The 16,263-nt window shown below is 62.1% G+C and carries 15 protein-coding genes; 6 read left to right on the top strand and 9 right to left on the bottom strand.

Features of this window, described 5'->3' with window-relative positions; genetic code table 11:
* Positions 1–41 precede the first annotated feature (41 nt).
* The 4 genes from KHO23_RS26745 to KHO23_RS26730 form a co-directional block, all read right to left on the bottom strand.
* Entirely contained in the window at positions 42–992 is a 951-nt protein-coding gene (locus tag KHO23_RS26745) for a dimethyl sulfoxide reductase anchor subunit family protein (protein WP_211614670.1), read from the bottom strand.
* Positions 989–1,750, bottom strand: a complete 762-nt coding sequence (locus tag KHO23_RS26740) for a 4Fe-4S dicluster domain-containing protein (protein WP_211614668.1) — start codon at positions 1,748–1,750, stop codon at positions 989–991. Before KHO23_RS26740 ends, KHO23_RS26745 begins: the two co-directional genes overlap by 4 nt.
* Positions 1,751–1,833: 83 nt before the next feature.
* Positions 1,834–4,755, bottom strand: a complete 2,922-nt coding sequence (locus KHO23_RS26735) for a molybdopterin-dependent oxidoreductase (protein WP_211614666.1) — start codon at positions 4,753–4,755, stop codon at positions 1,834–1,836.
* Between the two features lie 145 nt (positions 4,756–4,900).
* Positions 4,901–5,833, bottom strand: coding sequence for a 2-hydroxyacid dehydrogenase (locus tag KHO23_RS26730; RefSeq protein WP_211614664.1), 933 nt, complete (start codon positions 5,831–5,833; stop codon positions 4,901–4,903).
* Positions 5,834–6,140: 307 nt separating this feature from the next.
* Between KHO23_RS26730 and KHO23_RS26725 the strand changes: the two genes are divergently transcribed.
* Positions 6,141–7,673: a sensor domain-containing diguanylate cyclase gene (locus KHO23_RS26725; RefSeq protein WP_211614662.1), complete on the top strand. Its 1,533-nt coding sequence runs from the start codon at positions 6,141–6,143 to the stop codon at positions 7,671–7,673.
* Between the two features lie 75 nt (positions 7,674–7,748).
* On the opposite strand, the gene KHO23_RS26720 is transcribed toward KHO23_RS26725, so the two are convergent.
* A complete protein-coding gene (locus KHO23_RS26720) occupies positions 7,749–8,051 on the bottom strand; it encodes a putative quinol monooxygenase (protein ID WP_211614659.1) in 303 nt (100 codons plus the stop codon).
* A gap of 205 nt (positions 8,052–8,256) precedes the next feature.
* Positions 8,257–8,580 (bottom strand): VOC family protein, encoded by a 324-nt coding sequence (locus KHO23_RS26715; RefSeq protein WP_211614658.1) that lies wholly within the window; start codon positions 8,578–8,580, stop codon positions 8,257–8,259.
* Between the two features lie 220 nt (positions 8,581–8,800).
* Here KHO23_RS26715 and KHO23_RS26710 point away from each other — a divergent pair, with 220 nt between their 5' ends.
* Positions 8,801–9,142, top strand: a complete 342-nt coding sequence (locus tag KHO23_RS26710; RefSeq protein ID WP_211614656.1) for a zinc ribbon domain-containing protein YjdM — start codon at positions 8,801–8,803, stop codon at positions 9,140–9,142.
* Positions 9,143–9,190: 48 nt separating this feature from the next.
* On the opposite strand, the gene KHO23_RS26705 is transcribed toward KHO23_RS26710, so the two are convergent.
* Both KHO23_RS26705 and KHO23_RS26700 read right to left on the bottom strand, forming a co-directional pair.
* Positions 9,191–10,591, bottom strand: a complete 1,401-nt coding sequence (locus KHO23_RS26705; RefSeq protein WP_211614654.1) for a heavy metal sensor histidine kinase — start codon at positions 10,589–10,591, stop codon at positions 9,191–9,193.
* Positions 10,588–11,259, bottom strand: a complete 672-nt coding sequence (locus KHO23_RS26700; protein WP_211614652.1) for a heavy metal response regulator transcription factor — start codon at positions 11,257–11,259, stop codon at positions 10,588–10,590. The genes KHO23_RS26705 and KHO23_RS26700 overlap by 4 nt, the downstream gene beginning before the upstream one ends.
* Before the next feature lie 184 nt (positions 11,260–11,443).
* On the opposite strand from KHO23_RS26700, the gene KHO23_RS26695 reads away from it, so the two are divergent.
* From KHO23_RS26695 to KHO23_RS26685, 3 genes are all read left to right on the top strand, one after another.
* A complete protein-coding gene (locus tag KHO23_RS26695) occupies positions 11,444–12,076 on the top strand; it encodes a hypothetical protein (RefSeq protein WP_211614650.1) in 633 nt (210 codons plus the stop codon).
* A gap of 98 nt (positions 12,077–12,174) precedes the next feature.
* Positions 12,175–12,807 (top strand): cytochrome b/b6 domain-containing protein, encoded by a 633-nt coding sequence (locus tag KHO23_RS26690; protein WP_211614648.1) that lies wholly within the window; start codon positions 12,175–12,177, stop codon positions 12,805–12,807.
* Positions 12,804–13,577, top strand: a complete 774-nt coding sequence (locus KHO23_RS26685; RefSeq protein WP_211614646.1) for a molybdopterin-dependent oxidoreductase — start codon at positions 12,804–12,806, stop codon at positions 13,575–13,577. Before KHO23_RS26690 ends, KHO23_RS26685 begins: the two co-directional genes overlap by 4 nt.
* 31 nt (positions 13,578–13,608) lie before the next feature.
* On the opposite strand, the gene KHO23_RS26680 is transcribed toward KHO23_RS26685, so the two are convergent.
* Positions 13,609–14,622 carry an AraC family transcriptional regulator gene (locus KHO23_RS26680; protein ID WP_236066999.1) on the bottom strand — a complete coding sequence of 338 codons (1,014 nt, stop codon included), beginning with the start codon at positions 14,620–14,622 and terminating at the stop codon, positions 13,609–13,611.
* A gap of 320 nt (positions 14,623–14,942) precedes the next feature.
* On the opposite strand from KHO23_RS26680, the gene KHO23_RS26675 reads away from it, so the two are divergent.
* Positions 14,943–15,995 carry an NAD(P)-dependent alcohol dehydrogenase gene (locus tag KHO23_RS26675; protein WP_211614644.1) on the top strand — a complete coding sequence of 351 codons (1,053 nt, stop codon included), beginning with the start codon at positions 14,943–14,945 and terminating at the stop codon, positions 15,993–15,995.
* The last annotated feature ends 268 nt before the right edge of the window (positions 15,996–16,263 follow it).

The following is a 16,263-nucleotide window of genomic DNA, read 5'->3' as shown; positions in this document are numbered from 1 at the left end:
CGTGCTCAACTGCGCGACCTGCCAACTGCGCAGCTCGCCGATCAGCCGACTCTCGCGTAATACAGATTCTGCGGATGCTTTGCTTCGGCGAAAAAGAACCAGCGTTCCGCCACGAGGCCGGCGTATTGCACGAGGCACGCGGCGGCCAGCAAGCCGAGCGAAATGCCGATTGGGTGAAGGCCTGCGCCCAGCGCCATCAGCAAAACAGGCACGACAAACGCGGCCACGAGGAAACCCCATTTGACGCCCCGCAACGTCCCGGCCGATTTGCCGTGAAAGAACTCACGCAGATTGAACGCGCCGGCGGTAAAGCCCCGCGAGACCTGCACGAGCTTCGGATTGTGGATGCCGGTCGCGCTCTGCACGGTGGACTTCGGCCGCAGCCTGGCATTGCGCATGAGCGATGCCGAACGGCTCGCGCAACCGGCGAGTGTGAGCACACAGGCACAGAGCGCCAGCCCCGCCGTCAGCGCGGGCGCGAACCAGGCGGTCAGCGCGGTAGCCAGCGTGAACCCGGAGGCACAACCGAGCAGCACAAAATTGACGAGCGTGAGCGGCGTGGCCCATTCCTGCAGAAAGCGCAGGCACGCGTAAATCATTGCTGAACAGACGAATAGCGCTGCGCTCGCCAGCACGCCGAGCGCGCCTATCGCGAGCGACCACGGCGAGCCGATCCCGTGCGCGACGCCATAGAAAAACGCACAGGCGAGGAACGCCGGCAGGCATAAACATTCGCGCGACAACCACGAGGTTCGCCACATCGCGACCGCGCGCCACGCGCGCTCCGGATGCCCGAGATGGAAGAACGACGCGATCAGTCCCAAGCCGCCCAGCACGACCGACAGCGCCGCGCCGGTGACATAGAACGCATCGGTTGGCGCGGCGATCAGCCCCAGATGCGCGGCCGCCTCCACGCCAACGAGCGCGATCAGCAGCCCTTGAGCCGCGCCGCTCAATGTCGTGAGAAAAACCACGGAGAAAGCAGGATTCATCGTGAGGTCCCTTCGATGCGCGTCGCCATCGACGCCAGATGCAGTTCGCCGCGCTCAAGCTTCTCGTCGAACGAGTCCGGCAAATCCATTGCCGAGCCGGTCGATTTGCACGAGCAGCCATCGCTGCCGCAGCCCGAGGCCGACGTGGTGACGCGCGGCAAATAGTGATTCGCCGGCTTCGTGTTCCATTCGGGCATCAACTGATAACCCCCGCGTTCCTCGATCGCCTTCGACACCACCGACTCCGGATCGTGGATATCGCCAAACAGCCGCGCGGAGGTCGGACACGCGAGCACGCAAGCCGGTTGGCGATCGCGCTCGGAGAGGTTTTCATCATGAATGCGATCGACGCACAACGTGCACTTTGTCATCTCCTTACGCGCTTCGTCGAGTTCGCGCGCGCCGTAAGGGCAGGCCCACGCGCAATATTTGCAGCCGATGCATTTGTCGAAATCGACCAGCACGAGGCCGTCTTCCTTGCGCTTGTAGCTCGCGCCGGTCGGACAGACCGGCACGCACGGCGGGTCCTCGCAGTGCAGGCACGACTTCGGGAAATGGATCGTCTCGGCGTTCGGAAAGCTGCCGGCCTCGAAGCTCTGCACGCGGTTGAAGAATGTGCCGGACGGGTCCGCGTCGTAGGGATTCAGGTCGGCGAGACTGCCCGATTCGCCCGACGTATTCCACTCCTTGCAACTCGTCACGCAAGCCTGGCATCCCACGCATACGTTCAGGTCGATTACCAATGCCATCTGAGTCATCAAAGGCTCCTTACTGCTTTATTGCGTTGCTTGCACGCTTCATTGCGCCTTCGTCGCGCTGTTGCCCGAGTGTGAATCGCGCGTCACTTGCGCCCGGTCGCGCCGCGCAGCCGCGCCGCGAACTCGCCGCGCCCCGCGAAGTAGGTCTGCACGATCCGCGAGATCACCCCGTTCGATCCCGGCAACGCGGGCATCGCGTCGAACTGCGGCAGCGTATGACGCGCGTCCGCTTCCGCCGGATAGATGCGCACGCGCACGTCGTACCATGCGGCCTGGCCTGTCACGGGGTCGGAGTTCGAGAGGCGCGCCGCCCCTTCATCACCGCCGGGTAACTCATCGGTAATGAGGTGATTGAGCAGGAAGCCGCGCTGCGATTCGTTCGCGCCGGCGCCGAGATTCCACGCGCCCGCGGCCTTGCCAATCGCGTTCCACGTCCATACCGTGCCCGGTTCGACGGTCTCGCTAAAGCGCGCCATGCAGCGCACGCGGCCCCATTGCGATTCGGCATAGATCCAGCTGCCGTCGGCGATGCCGTTTTCGGCCGCCATCAGCGGATTCATGTAGAGATAGTTCTCACCGTGAATCTGCCGCAGCCACGCGTTCTGCGAGTCCCACGAGTGATACATCGCCATCGGCCGCTGCGTCACGGCGGCGAGCGGAAAGCGCACCACATCGGTGGAATCGCTTTCGAGCGGCGCATACCAGAACGGCAACGGGTCGAAGTACTTCTCGACGCGCGCGCGCAAGTGCTCCGGCGGTTGCCTGCCGCTGGTGCGTCCTTGCGCGGCAAGCCGGAACTTCTGCATGACGTCGGAGTACAACTGGATCAGGATCGGCTCGTTGAATTTACGAAAACCGTTTTTCACCGCCCAGTCGAGATACGGCCCGTTGCAGTTGCGCATGTATTGAAGCGTCTCTGGCAAGCGATAGTGGAACACGCAGTTGTTCTTTGCATACTGTTCCCACTGCTGCGGATTCGGCTCGCCCACTAGCGCCTTGTCGCCGTCCTTACCGCGCCAGCCGATCAGAAAACCCACGCCGGAACCGGGCGCAGTCGTGTGATTGATGATGAAGTCGGGATAGTCGCGAAACTTGCGCGTGCCTTCGGCCGTGGTGAAAGCGGGAAACTTGAGCCGCGAAGCGAGTTCGATCAGCACTTCCTGGAACGGCTTGCACTCGCCCGTCGGCGGCACGACCGGCACGCGCACGGAATCCACCGGACCGTCGAATTCGGAGATCGGCCGGTCGAGCATCGACATCGCGTCGTGCCGCTCGAGATAGGTCGTGTCCGGCAGGATCAGATCGGCGAACGCCGTCATCTCCGACTGGAACGCATCGCACACCACCAGAAACGGAATCTTGTACTCGCCGTTCGCATGCTTGTCCGCGAGCATCTCGCGCACCTTCATCGTATTCATCGACGAATTCCAGGCCATGTTGGCCATGAAAATCAGCAACGTGTCGATAGGATACGGATCGCCGCGCCAGGCATTGGTAATCACGCTATGCATCAGGCCGTGAACGGCGAGCGGATATTCCCAGGAGAACGCCTTGTCGATCCGCACCGGGCCGCCGTTCTCGTCGATGAACAGATCTTCGGGTGCGGCGGGCCAGCCGAGCGGCCCGGTGGCGAGCGGCGTGTTCGGCTTGACGGCGTCGGGGCTGTTCGGCGGTTTGGCCGACGGCGGCACCGCGCGGGGAAACGGCGACTTATGGCGAAAGCCGCCTGGGCGGTCGATCGTGCCGAGCAGCGACATCAGCACCGCCAGTGCGCGAATCGACTGGAAGCCGTTGGAATGCGCGGCCAGCCCGCGCATGGCGTGAAAGGCGACCGGGTTGCCGGTCACCGTTTCGTGCGTCTCGCCCCACGCATCGGTCCAACGGATCGGCAGCGTGATCCGGTGGTCGCGGCTCGTCTGGATCATTTCGCCGGCAAGGCGGCGAATCGTATCCGCCGCGATCCCGGTGATCCCGGCGGCCCACTCGGGTGTGCAGTCGGCCACGCGTTCGCGCAGCAACGCGAACGACGGCGTGACCGGCGTTCCGTCGGCAAGCGTATAGCGGCCGTCCAACGCGGGTGTCACGCCCGGCGCATGATGCGGCACGGCGCGCGCGGAGGCGGCGTCCCACCAGAGATGATTCTGCGGAAACAGCGGATTGCCGGCCGGCCGGTCGGGGTCACGCACGAACAGGCCGAAATTCTCGCTGGCTTCATCCAGATCGACGAGTTCCGCCGCGTTCGTATAGCGCTGCACGAACTCGTGATCCCAGGCGTTCGCGGCAATCAGTTCGTGCAAAAACGCCATGAACAGTGCGCCGTCGGTGCCCGGCTTGATCGGCACCCACTCGTCGGCAATCGCCGCATAGCCGGTGCGGATCGGATTGATGGCGATGAAGCGGCCACCCGCGCGCTTGAACTTCGAAATGGCGATCTTGAGCGGATTCGAATGATGATCTTCCGCCGTGCCGATCATGAAGAAGAGTTTGGCACTGTCGAGATCGGGGCCGCCGAACTCCCAGAACGAGCCGCCGATCGTGTAGATCATGCCGGCCGCCATATTCGCCGAACAGAAGCCGCCATGGGCCGCATAATTAGGCGTGCCGAACTGTTTGGCGAAGAGGCCGGTGAGCGCCTGCATCTGGTCGCGGCCGGTGAACAATGCAAATTTCTTGGGGTCCGTGGCGCGAATCGTGGCAAGGCGCTTTTCGAGCACGTCGAACGCGACCTCCCACGACACCGGCTCGAACTGCGCACTGCCGCGCTCCGCGCCCGCCTTGCGCATCAATGGCTGGGTCAGGCGCGCGGGCGAGTACTGCTTCATGATGCCGGAGGCACCCTTGGCACAGATCACCCCCTGGTTCAGCGGATGTTCAGGGTTGCCGTCGATATAGCGCACTTCGCCTTCGCGCAGATGCACGCGAATACCGCAGCGGCAGGCACACATGTAGCAGGTGGTCGTCTTGATCTCGAGCCGTTCGTCCTGCGTCCGGGCGTGGTGTTCCATACGGGATCTCCGTCGCTGCTCCGGTTGTGTCGAAGCGGTGTGGGTTCGATACCGACCATCCTATTCGCCGCAGGCCCACAAGGGAAATCGTGATTTTCGAGAGAAACTATCCGCTGGGCTGATAGTTTCAATTAGCCTTCACACGTCAGATCGGCGTGAGCACCGCTTCACCGGAAAAATGCCGCGCCGCATTGGCCAGAAAATTGTCGACCGAAGCCGTGATCGCCTCCGGCGAGCGGCCGCCCACGTGCGGCGTCAGGACCACGTTGCGTAGCGTCAGCAAGGGTTCGGGCGGATGCGGCTCGCCTTCGTAGACGTCGAGTGCCGCACCGGCGATCGCGCCGGCAGTGAGCGCTGCGGCTAACGCAGCGGTATCCACCACACTGCCGCGAGAGACGTTGACCACGAAGCCGTCCGGCCCGAGCGCTTCCAGGACCGCTTCGCCGATCAGGTGACGCGTACCGGCACCGCCGGGCGTCGCCACCACCAGAAAATCGCACCACTGCGCGAGGCCCCGCACGCTGTCGAAATAGCGCAGCGGCGAGCCGTCACGCGGTTTGCGATTGTGATAACCGACTTCCATATCGAACCCGGCGCCGCGCCGCGCGACCTTCTCGCCAATATTGCCGAGCCCGACAATGCCTAGCCGCTTACCGGACACGTTCGGGCGCATCGGCAACGTGTCGCGCCAGGCGCCTTCGCGGGTGGCCTGATCGAGTTGCGGCACATCGCGCACCACCGCCAGCAGTAAAGCGAACGCGTGATCGGCCACGCAGTGATCGTTGGTGCCCGCGCCGTTGACGAGCACGATGCCGCGCGAGCGGGCATGGTCGATGGCGAGGTTTTCATAGCCGGCGCCGAGCGCGCTGACAAACTCGAGCTGCGGCATGCGGTCGATTTCGGCGGCCGTCAGACCGTTCGTGCCGTTGGTCAGCACGGCGCGGATCGTCTCGCCATGCGTGGCGATCGCGGCGGCTCGCTGAGTGGCATCAGGTGCATAAACGATGTCGAAAGCGGCCTCGACACTGCCGCGGCTTGCGTCTTTCAAGGGGATCAAAACCAGCAGGGAGGGCTTCATGACGGGCTTTTTTTCTTAAGACGGTGACGGAGGGGAGACACGACGAGTGAGTGTAACAAGCCGCCCGCAGCGCTGCTGGCAAGCGATCACAGGCGGTCACAGGCGATCGGAAGCGGCCCTGGACGGCCCAAAACCGGCGTGAGCGAAACGCCCTGTTGCAAACCTGCTGCCACGCAGACTAAAGTCCATCCGAACCACGCCGTTATCTTCATGAATGGACCGGCCCGAATTCTATGCGTCATGCGTCTTTCTTTTGAGCCGAACCAAGCCGCTTTAAACTAGCCCGAACGCCGACCACGGAAATCTCATGCTGGATACCCTCCCGCGCGGCTCAGCGCCCGCCAACGACGCCCCGCAGGAAGCCCCCCGCCCCGAAGGACATCCCCTTGGAGGATCGGGGGACGATTCCGAAATGTTCGAACTCGCGCCTGTCTCGCTCTGGCTGGAAGACTTTAGCGGCGTGCGCGCGCTTTTCGACGCGTGGAGAGCGCAAGGTGTGACGGATCTGCGTGCCCATTTCGCCGCCTATCCGGCCCTTGTCGCCGAATGCGCGCACAGTATCCGCGTCATCAAGGTCAATCAGAAAACGCTGACGCAATTCGAGGCCGCCGATTTCGAAGCGCTCACCAGCAATCTCGCCGCCGTGTTCCGCGACGACATGCTCAAGACCCACCTCGAAGAGTTATGCCAATTGTGGGCGGGCCAGGCGCAATTCACGAGCCAGACGGTCAACTACACGCTCGGCGGGCGGCGCCTCGACGTGTTGCTCAAAGGCGCCGTCCTGCCCGGCCATGAAGACCGCTGGGACCGCGTGCTCGTCTCGGTCGAAGACATTACCGAACTCGAAGGCGCGCGGCATCGCGTAACGCTCGCGGAACAGTATGTGCGCGGCCTGTTCGAACATTCGCCGGTATCGTTGTGGGTAGAAGATTTCAGCGCGGTCAAGCGTCTGCTCGACGACGCGCGCTCAGCCGGCATCAGCGATTTCCGGGTGTTCACCGACGTGCATCCCGAGTTTGTCGAGCGCTGCATGCAGGAAATTCACGTGCTCGACGTGAACCAGCACACGCTCGACATGTTCGCGGCGGAAGACAAAAAAACGCTGCTGGCGCGCCTGCCGGACGTTTTCCGCGACGACATGCGGCCGCATTTCCGCGAACAGCTGATCGATCTCTGGGACGGCAAGCTGTTTCAGCAGCGCGAAGTGCTCAACTATTCGCTCGATGGCAACGAGGTGCACGTGCACCTGCAATTTTCCGTACTACCGGGCCATGAGCGCAATTGGGACCTGGTGCTGGTGGCCCTCACCGACATCACGGCGCGCAAGAAGGCCGAAGCGTACCTGGAGTTCCTCGGCAAGCACGACGTGTTGACCAAGCTGCGCAATCGCTCGTTCTACGTCGATGAACTGAACCGGCTGGAGCGCAAAGGTCCGTGGCCGGTGACGATCATCATGGCCGATCTGAACGGCCTCAAACGCGTGAACGATCAGCTTGGGCATGCGGCCGGCGACGCGTTGTTACGGCGCGCCGGCGAAGTCCTTGCCAAGGCGACGGACGCGCCCTTTCACGCGGCGCGCATCGGTGGCGACGAGTTCGCGATCCTGTTGCCGGACACCGACGAACGCGGCGGCGCCGCAATGGTCGATGCGATCCGCCAGCTGGTCGATCTGAACAACCAGTTTTATCCGGGTTCGCTGCTGAGTTTTTCGATGGGTGCGGCGACCTGCCAGCGCGGCGATCGCCTCGAAGCCGGTGTGCAACGCGCCGATCTGCTGATGTATGAGGAAAAGCGCGCGCACTACGCGAACCGTCCGGCCGCGGGCGCGCCGGGCGACTGACGCCGGGGCGCGGCGGTTTTCGACTGTTGAAGATAGTTGAAAGGGCCGCGCCGTTTCGGAGGATTAGGCGCTCAATCAGCCCGGCAGTTTGGACGCCAGCACGTCGACCTTCTGGATGCTGGGCGGCGTGGCGAACAACTCACCGGCCTTCGCCATCAGCGCGGCGGCCACCTTGCCGTTCAGATGCGCCTCACGGCCCGCTTCGTCCGGGAAGGCGTCGAAGATGCCGTACGTGGACGCGCCCAGCTTCAGACCAAACCATGCCGTAGTGGCGGGCTCCTCCTCGACGAGCGGCAAGCCGCTCAGCAAAAAGGCCTCGACATCCTTTTCCTTGCCGGGTTTGGCTTCAAGACGAACGTACAGGGCAAGTTTGACCATGGCGCGACTCCTTGGGTGAAGTGGGGACACCGGATCCGCTTTGCAGCGGCCGACAAAGCGTTGTGAAGGGCATTTGCTCGTCAGGCACTCTGCAAGTATAGGGCGGTGTTCGGGAAGCCGCGCCCGTGTGCATCCGGGCCGCATAGGGCCGCACCCGGCAGCCTCAAATACCGGCATTCGGGCTGCATCCAGGCAGAAAGGCGCGTCAGCCTTTGTCGGTCCGCACCGCCTCGCCGTATGTGCTGACGATACGCCGGTCCTGCTCCTCTACCGAAAACAGCTCCCATTCGAGCCCATTCACGTCCTTGCTGCTCGAGTACCCTTCTACCGCATCGTCCTCGAAGCCGACGTGCCGAAGCTGCCCACCCTTATCCGGCATCTCGTTGATCGAAAAGTTGAGCAGATCGGTGCGCCACATCGCGTAACGGCCGGGTACGACCGCGGTGGGCGGTTGATCGAGACGGCGGGTGTAATCTTCGATGGAAGCTTCGAGGCTGGTGACGGCCAAAGCGATATGGAAGCGTTTCATAGCGGTTGTCCTGGCGGTTGGGATGAGAGGCTTTCATCGTATCGGCGAAGCGCCGCCGCAACCAGTTGCGCAATCATCCCGGTATCGCCATTACCGGTTTGCGCTAAAACAGCTTCCCGTTCACAGGGTGACTGCTGCTTGGTCAACGTCCGCTATACTCGCCGGCCCTGAATTTATCCCTGACGTTTTCCGCGGTGCGCCGCGGTCTGGAAAGAAAATCATGTCGACGATTCCCGCCTGCCCGCAATGCGCGATGGAAAATACATACCCGGACGGTGAAAATTACGTCTGCCCCGATTGCGCGCACGAATGGCCGATAGCCGCCGCCGCAAGCGCTGACGAGGCCGACGAACGCATCGTCAAGGACGCCAACGGCAATCCGCTGGCCGACGGCGACGCGGTGGTGCTGATCAAGGACCTGAAAGTGAAAGGCTCGTCGATCACGCTGAAAATGGGCACCAAGGTGAAGAGCATTCGCCTCGTGGGCGGCGATCATGAAGTGGACTGCAAGATGGACGCAGGCAACTTCATGCTGAAGGCCGAGTATCTGAAGAAGGTTTGAAGCGGCCGGGATTGACCGCGCATTGAACCCGCGCGGACGCGCGGACAATCAAGCGCCCGGAAAGCGCAATTCGAAGCGCACCACGCCCGGCACCGGGCACACCACGCGCGCGGTGCCGCCGTGCAGTTGCATGATCGCGCTGACGATTGCGAGCCCCAGCCCGCTCGATTCCGTGAACGCGCTGCGCGCCGCATCCGCGCGGTAGAAGCGGTCGAACAGGCGGTTCAGTTGCTCGTCGGGAATCGGCGCGCCGTCGTTTTCCACCACCACCGTCGCGCCCCGTTCGTCCTGTGTGCCGCTCAAACGCACAACCGTATCGTTCGTGCCGTACCGCACCGCATTGACGACGAGATTGTTGATCGCCCGCCGGCACAGCATCGGATTGACCGACACCACACCCTGAGCTTCAACGGTAAAGCGCATACCGCGCTCGTCGGCAGGGCCTTCAAAATAGTCTGCGATCCTGACGAGTTCGTCGTGCAGATCGACCGGCTCACGGTCGATGGACAGCGCCGCATGATCCGCATGCGCGAGAAACAGAATGTTTTCCGCGATGTGGCTCAAACGGCCCAGCTCTTCGAGATTCGATTCGAGCAATTGCTGATATTCGTCGACGTCGCGCGGTTTGGCGAGCGTCACCTGCGTCTGACCGATCAAGGCTCCCACAGGCGTACGAATCTCGTGCGCCAGATCGGCGGAAAATTGCGAGAGGCGCTGATAGCCGTCGGCAAGACGGTCGAGCATGGCGTTGAAGGCGTGCGTGAGCTGGCGCAATTCAACCGGCGCGGCCTCGCTGTCGAGACGCACCGACAAACTCGCCGGACTGATCTGCGCCGCCCGCGTGGCGATCTCGCGCACCGGCCGTAACGCGCGGCGCAACACGTAGTAGGCGAGCAGCGTCGCGGCCAGCATGCCGATGAGCGTAGCCAACACGATGCGATTGCGATACGCGGCCAGCATCCGCACTTCCTGCGTCATCGGGTGCGCGGCAATCACTTCCACCTCGCTACCGTCCTCGCGTGCTTTGACGGTGGCGATCGCCCAATGAACCGGCACGCCGTCCGGCAACCGGGTCTCGCGGATATCCGGGAGCGTCGGCAACCGGTTCTCCGCGCCGGCCTCCAGAGCAGGCACCGCGATGTTTCCAGGATTCACGTCGATAAACGGTGCCTCGCCTGGACGGCGAAACAGCAGCACGTCCGCCTCCGCGCCGAGCATGCCCTCGAACAGCAAAGGCCTGCTCTTCAATTCGCTCACCGAATAAAGATCGCGCACGATGCGGCTGAAATGCTCGACACGGCCCGTGAGTACCACGTCCGCGCGGCGCTGCAAAGACAGCTGCGCGGAGTGATAGAAATACGCGCCCAGCGTGCCGATCACCACGCACGCGATCGCGGCGAACAGCACAGTGGTGCGAGCCGTCAACGAACGGTCAGTCCACAGTTTCATGAGCTGTCGCCGAAGGTATAGCCGATGCTGCGCACCGTATGAATCAGCTTCTTTTCAAACGGATGATCAATCTTGGCGCGCAGCCGTTTGATGGCGACATCGACCACATTGGTGTCGCTGTCGAAGTTCATATCCCACACTTCCGAGGCGATCTGCGTGCGCGATAGCGCTTCGCCCTGCCGGCGCACCAGCAGATGCAGCAGCATGAATTCCTTGTTGGTCAGCGGAATCTCGACGCCTTCGCGCGTGACCTTGCGGCGCAAAACGTCCAGCTTGAGGTCGGCAATCTCGAACACGTCGCTCTCGCGGATCACGCCACGACGCAGCAACGTGCGGATGCGCAATACCAGCTCGGTGAAAGAGAACGGTTTGACGAGGTAATCGTCGGCGCCGAGTTCGAGGCCGCGGATGCGGTCGCTGACGTGATCGCGCGCGGTCAGGAATATGACAGGCAGATCGCGCCGCGCCCGCAACGCACGCATGATTTCCCAACCGTCGATGCCGGGCAGCATCACGTCCAGCACCACGAGGTCGTAAGCGTGTTCGAGCGCCATATGCAGGCCGTCCGTGCCGGTGCGCGCGAGGTCGACCGCGTAGCCGCTTTCGCGCAGCCCCTTTTTCAGGTAGTCGCCGGTTTTCGGATCGTCTTCGATGACGAGGATGCTCATGGATCTGTTCTTTCCAACCCGGGCGCCGCCGTGGGCGCGGGTCATGAATGTGGACGTGGATATGCGGGCCATTCTACGTGGCCGCGCCGCTCCGTTCATGACGTTTTTGTCATCCGTCCGTCACTTTGCGGAGCCACTCGCGCGCCTAATCTGCCCCTATCCTTCACCCACCCAGAGCAGACTCATGAAGATTGTTTCCGCTAACGCGATGCGCGCCATCGTCGCCCCCGCGCTCGTCGCTGCCTCGCTGTTTGCCGCAGCATCCGCCGCACAAGCCCAGAGCGCCCCGCCCACGGGCGTACGCGGCACGGTGACGGCGCTTTCGGGCGACGTGCTCAAAGTCCACACGCGCGACGGCCGGGACGTCGACGTGAAGCTCGCCAACGACACGCCGATTCGCGGCGTCGCGCTCGCCAATGTGAACGACATCAAGCCGGACAGCTACGTCGGCACCGCCGCGATCCCGCAGCCTGACGGCACGCTGAAAGCGCTCGAAGTGCACGTCTTCCCGGCCAGCATGCGTGGCTCCGGCGAAGGTCATCGCCCGTGGGACCTCGGCTCGAACAGCACAATGACCAACGGCACGGTGGGTTCTCTCGTGGTCAGCAACGGCCGCACGATCACCGTCAAGTACAAGGACGGCGAAAAGAAGATCGTGATTCCGCAAGACGTGCCTATCGTCGCCCTCGAACCGGGTGACCGCTCGCTGCTGGTGCCGGGCGCGAAGGTCGTGCTGTTCGCCCATAAAGAAGCCGACGGCACCATGGCGGCGAATTTCATCTCGGCCGGCGAGCACGGTTTAACGCCGCCGATGTAATACGGCGCGTTTCAACCGTTCGCGTTTCAGCCGCTCGGACAGCCGCGTGCCTCGATGGCGCGGTCGTCCGATTTTTCTTTGTCTCATCACCGCTCACCATGCCCGAACCGCAAGCGCCCTTTATCGTCCACCCATTCGTCGTACGAATCACGCACTGGATCAACGCTTTTGCGATGGTCTGCATGGTGATGAGCGGCTGGGCGATCTACAACGCATCGCCCTTCTTTCCATTCAAATTTCCGGTGTGGGCGACTGTCGGCGGCTGGCTGGGCGGTTCGATCGCATGGCATTTCGCAGCGATGTGGCTGCTGTGCGCGAACGGCCTGCTGTATCTGGCGTATGGCATCGGACGTGGGCATTTTCGGCGCAAGCTCCTGCCCGTCTATCCGCGCGATGTCGTACACGATGCCGCATTGGCGATGCGGTTCAAGCTGCCGCACGATACCGGCAAATACAACGCGGTGCAGCGCGCGCTCTATCTGTTCGTGTTGTTTCTTGGCGTGCTGCTGGTCGCCTCGGGACTCTCGATCTGGAAACCGGTGCAATTCTCGTGGCTTACCGCGCTATTCGGCGGCTTTGATTTCGCGCGCCGCGTGCATTTTGTCGCGATGGCGGGTATGGTCGGTTTTGTTGTCGTGCATCTGGCGCTGGTGCTGCTGGTGCCGCGCACGCTTCTGCCGATGTTGACCGGCCGCGCCCGATTCGCCACGCACGACAGGAGCGAGGCATGAGCGAACCAGAACGCAAGGACTCGCGCAGCACACACATTGTTCTCGCCGACCACAAACCGCAAATCGAACGCCTGCAGCGGCGCCTGTTCCTGCGCTCATCGCTTTCGATCGGCGCGCTGGCGATGCTCTCGGGTTGCAACATGCAGGACGGCGATTCAGTCGACAAGGTGTTGTGGGCCATGTCACGCTGGAACGATCGCGTGCAAGGATGGCTGTTCGATCGCAACAAGCTCGCGCCCACTTATTCGGCGAGCGAGATCACCGACCCGTTCCCCTTCAACGCGTTCTATCCGGAGTTCGACGCGCCGGATATCGACGGTTCGACGTATCAACTGGAAGTGTCCGGTTTGGTGTCGGACAAGCGCACGTGGACGCTCGATCAACTGCGCGCCTTGCCACAGGCTTCACAGATTACGCGGCATATCTGCATTGAAGGATGGAGTGCGATCGGGCAATGGCGAGGCGTGCCGTTTCGCACGTTCCTCGAACGCATTGGCGCCGATCTGAGCGCCCGCTATGTCGGCTTCAAATGCGCGGACCGTTACTACTCGAGCCTCGACATGGCGACGGCCTTGCATCCGCAAACCCAACTGACGCTCGATTTCCGCGACGCGCCGCTGCCGGCCAAATATGGCTACCCGCTGAAGCTGCGCGTGCCGACCAAACTGGGCTTCAAGAATCCGAAGCACATCGCGGCAATTTTCGTGACCAACACGAACCCCGGCGGCTATTGGGAAGACCAGGGGTACAACTGGTTCAGCGGGTTATGACGCGTCGATAACGCTGCCGGCACGCGTGCGCCTAGACCGCGGTCACGTAACGCGCGACCGGTTTGACTACCCGTGGCGGCGGCGCATCGTACAAGCTGCGCATGCGCTTGACTTCATCGACCGGGCTCAGGCCGAACAGCCGCTTGAACTCGCGGCTGAATTGCGAGGCGCTTTCGTAACCGACGCGCGCCGCGGCCGCGCCGGCATTCAAACCGTCCTGCACCATCAGCAAACGCGCGTGATGCAAACGCGTGGTCTTCACGTATTGCATCGGCGAAGTTGCCGTTACGGCCTTGAATTGCGCATGAAAGACGGCGAGGCTCATGCCCGCTTCAGAAGCGAGCGTATCGACATCGAGCTGGCCGTGATAGTCGGCGTGGATTCGCCGTAGCGCCTTGGCGATGCGGCCGAAATGATTCTGATGCGTGAGCGCCGCGCGAATCGCGTCGCCCTGCTCGCCCGTCAACACCCGATAACAGATTTCGCGCACCACGCCAGGCGCGAGAATGCGCGCGTCGAGCGGAGAGGCTAACGTCTCTATCAAACGCTGCACGGCATTGCTCAAGGCCGGATCGAGCGGCGTCGAATAGATGCCGAGCGGCTCCTTCTGCGCGGCGCCCTGCGTTTCATTCAGCGCCATCAGCAACTCGGCCACCATGGTCAGATCGATACGCACCGAGATGCCGAGGAACGGCACTTCCGGGCTCGCCTCGGTTTCGCATTCGAAGGGCAGCGGCACCGACAGCACCAGGTACTGCTGCGCGTCGTACTGGAACACCTGATCACCGAGATAACCGCGCTTGCGTCCCTGGCAGACGATCACGATGCTCGGCTCGTACATCACGGGCAGACGCGGCATCGGAGTATTGGCCCGCATCAGATTGACGCCTTCCACGCTCGAACGCGTGATGCCGGGGTTGGGCGCGAGCGCGTCGAACAATTCGAGCAGACGTTGCTGGGCAGGATCGAATGGAGCGCGATCGACGGGCTTTCCATCGACTGGGTCGCCATCGATCGATGTGGGTTCAACGGAACGGGTTGACATGACGGTATAGTGACGCGCAAGAGAATAATGCTTGAAATTTAGCATCAAACGACCTACTGCGCTCACCGCCAGGAGTTTTAGGCAAATCTTCAAGACTTTCGGGTATTCCCCGGTTCGCTCCCGGCTTCTACTATGGGAACCCTGCCGGATCAACATTTTCCGCGCCGCGCCGGGCTCGGTTGTCCGTTCACTTTTTCGGTGAATACGTCGACCACCGCTTGCGCCGTGATCCCGGTTCACAACAGGGTTTAGCCGTATTGGCGACACGCGTCGCCAATCGTCGGCGCCTTGCGACATCACCCTCTTTGCTGGAGCTACCCATGAGCACGACTTATGCCTATGCAGCGACTGACGCTACCGCGCCGCTCGCCCCATTCGAAATCCAGCGCCGCGCGTTACGCGCCCATGACGTGCAGATGGACGTCCTCTTTTGCGGCGTGTGCCATTCCGACTTGCATCAGGCGCGCAATGAATGGAAGAACACGGTGTTTCCGGTGGTGCCGGGTCATGAAATTGTCGGCCGCGTCACGGCGGTTGGTCCAGACGTGACGAAGTACAAGGTAGGCGATCTGGTGGGCGTGGGCTGCCTGGTCGATTCGTGCCGTACGTGTGCCAGTTGCGAAGAGGGTCTCGAGCAGTATTGCGAGAACGGTTTTGTCGGCACGTACAACGGTGCGGACCGGGTTGACGGTCAAAACACTTACGGCGGTTATTCGACGCAGCTGGTGGTGGATGAAGAATTCACGCTGCGGGTGCCGGAGAATCTCGACCCGGCGGGTGTGGCGCCTTTGCTCTGCGCGGGTATCACGACGTATTCGCCGCTGCGCACGTGGGGTGCGGGTCCTGGCAAGAAGGTCGGGATTGTCGGTCTTGGCGGCCTGGGTCACATGGGCGTGAAATTGGCTCGCGCGATGGGCGCGCATGTCGTGTTGTTTACGACGTCGCCGTCGAAGATTGAAGATGCGAAGCGGCTTGGTGCGCATGAGGTTGTCATTTCGAAGAATGCTGAAGAAATGGGAGCCCATGTCAACAGCTTCGATTTCATTTTGAATACCGTTGCTGCGCAGCATGATTTGAATCCGTTTTTGAATCTGCTGAAGCGTGATGGGACGATGACGCTGGTCGGTGCGCCGGAGCACGATCATCCGTCGCCGCAGGTGTTCAATCTGATTTTCAAGCGTCGCCGGCTGGCTGGTTCGTTGATTGGCGGGATTGCCGAGACGCAGGAGATGCTCGATTTCTGTGGGGAGCATGGGATTACTTCGGATATTGAAGTGATTCCTATGCAGGGGATCAATGAGGCTTTCGAACGGATGCTGAAGAGTGATGTTAAGTATCGGTTTGTGGTTGATGTGGATTCCATGCGGAAGTGATTTGGGTTTTTGCCTGTGCGGCGCTCGGTGGGGTTGGGTGCCTTGCAGGCAAGGGTTTTTCTTGATCTGGATTTTTTGGCCTTTCCTTGCTTTGATTTTTTGGCCTTTCCTTGCTTTGTTAGTGGTTTATTAGCGTTGCCCCTGTGCGGGGCGGCACGAGGGTGTAATTAGTTTTGTGTAAACGGTCATTTGGCAGGAGACTGTCAGTAACAGGAGCGACGATGACCGTAGCGAAACGCAACAAACGAGTGAAACCCGATCCTGAGCT

The organism is Paraburkholderia haematera (assembly GCF_905220975.1).
Taxonomy (GTDB): Bacteria; Pseudomonadota; Gammaproteobacteria; order Burkholderiales; family Burkholderiaceae; genus Paraburkholderia; species Paraburkholderia haematera.
Note: the sequence above shows the minus strand (reverse complement) of the source record. Positions and strands in the feature narration are given on the sequence as shown.

Excerpts from the sequence above, each read along its gene's own strand:
- KHO23_RS26715 (WP_211614658.1), bottom strand. The coding sequence starts at position 8,580 with ATGAAACGCTTCCATATCGCTTTGGCCGTCACCAGCCTCGAAGCTTCC.
- KHO23_RS26730 (WP_211614664.1), bottom strand. The coding sequence starts at position 5,833 with ATGAAGCCCTCCCTGCTGGTTTTGATCCCCTTGAAAGACGCAAGCCGC.
- KHO23_RS26685 (WP_211614646.1), top strand. The coding sequence starts at position 12,804 with ATGAGCGAACCAGAACGCAAGGACTCGCGCAGCACACACATTGTTCTC.
- KHO23_RS26745 (WP_211614670.1), bottom strand. The coding sequence starts at position 992 with ATGAATCCTGCTTTCTCCGTGGTTTTTCTCACGACATTGAGCGGCGCG.
- KHO23_RS26705 (WP_211614654.1), bottom strand. The coding sequence starts at position 10,591 with ATGAAACTGTGGACTGACCGTTCGTTGACGGCTCGCACCACTGTGCTG.
- KHO23_RS26700 (WP_211614652.1), bottom strand. The coding sequence starts at position 11,259 with ATGAGCATCCTCGTCATCGAAGACGATCCGAAAACCGGCGACTACCTG.
- KHO23_RS26675 (WP_211614644.1), top strand. The coding sequence starts at position 14,943 with ATGAGCACGACTTATGCCTATGCAGCGACTGACGCTACCGCGCCGCTC.
- KHO23_RS26680 (WP_236066999.1), bottom strand. The coding sequence starts at position 14,622 with ATGTCAACCCGTTCCGTTGAACCCACATCGATCGATGGCGACCCAGTC.
- KHO23_RS26735 (WP_211614666.1), bottom strand. The coding sequence starts at position 4,755 with ATGGAACACCACGCCCGGACGCAGGACGAACGGCTCGAGATCAAGACG.
- KHO23_RS26690 (WP_211614648.1), top strand. The coding sequence starts at position 12,175 with ATGCCCGAACCGCAAGCGCCCTTTATCGTCCACCCATTCGTCGTACGA.
- KHO23_RS26720 (WP_211614659.1), bottom strand. The coding sequence starts at position 8,051 with ATGGTCAAACTTGCCCTGTACGTTCGTCTTGAAGCCAAACCCGGCAAG.
- KHO23_RS26695 (WP_211614650.1), top strand. The coding sequence starts at position 11,444 with ATGAAGATTGTTTCCGCTAACGCGATGCGCGCCATCGTCGCCCCCGCG.
- KHO23_RS26740 (WP_211614668.1), bottom strand. The coding sequence starts at position 1,750 with ATGACTCAGATGGCATTGGTAATCGACCTGAACGTATGCGTGGGATGC.
- KHO23_RS26710 (WP_211614656.1), top strand. The coding sequence starts at position 8,801 with ATGTCGACGATTCCCGCCTGCCCGCAATGCGCGATGGAAAATACATAC.
- KHO23_RS26725 (WP_211614662.1), top strand. The coding sequence starts at position 6,141 with ATGCTGGATACCCTCCCGCGCGGCTCAGCGCCCGCCAACGACGCCCCG.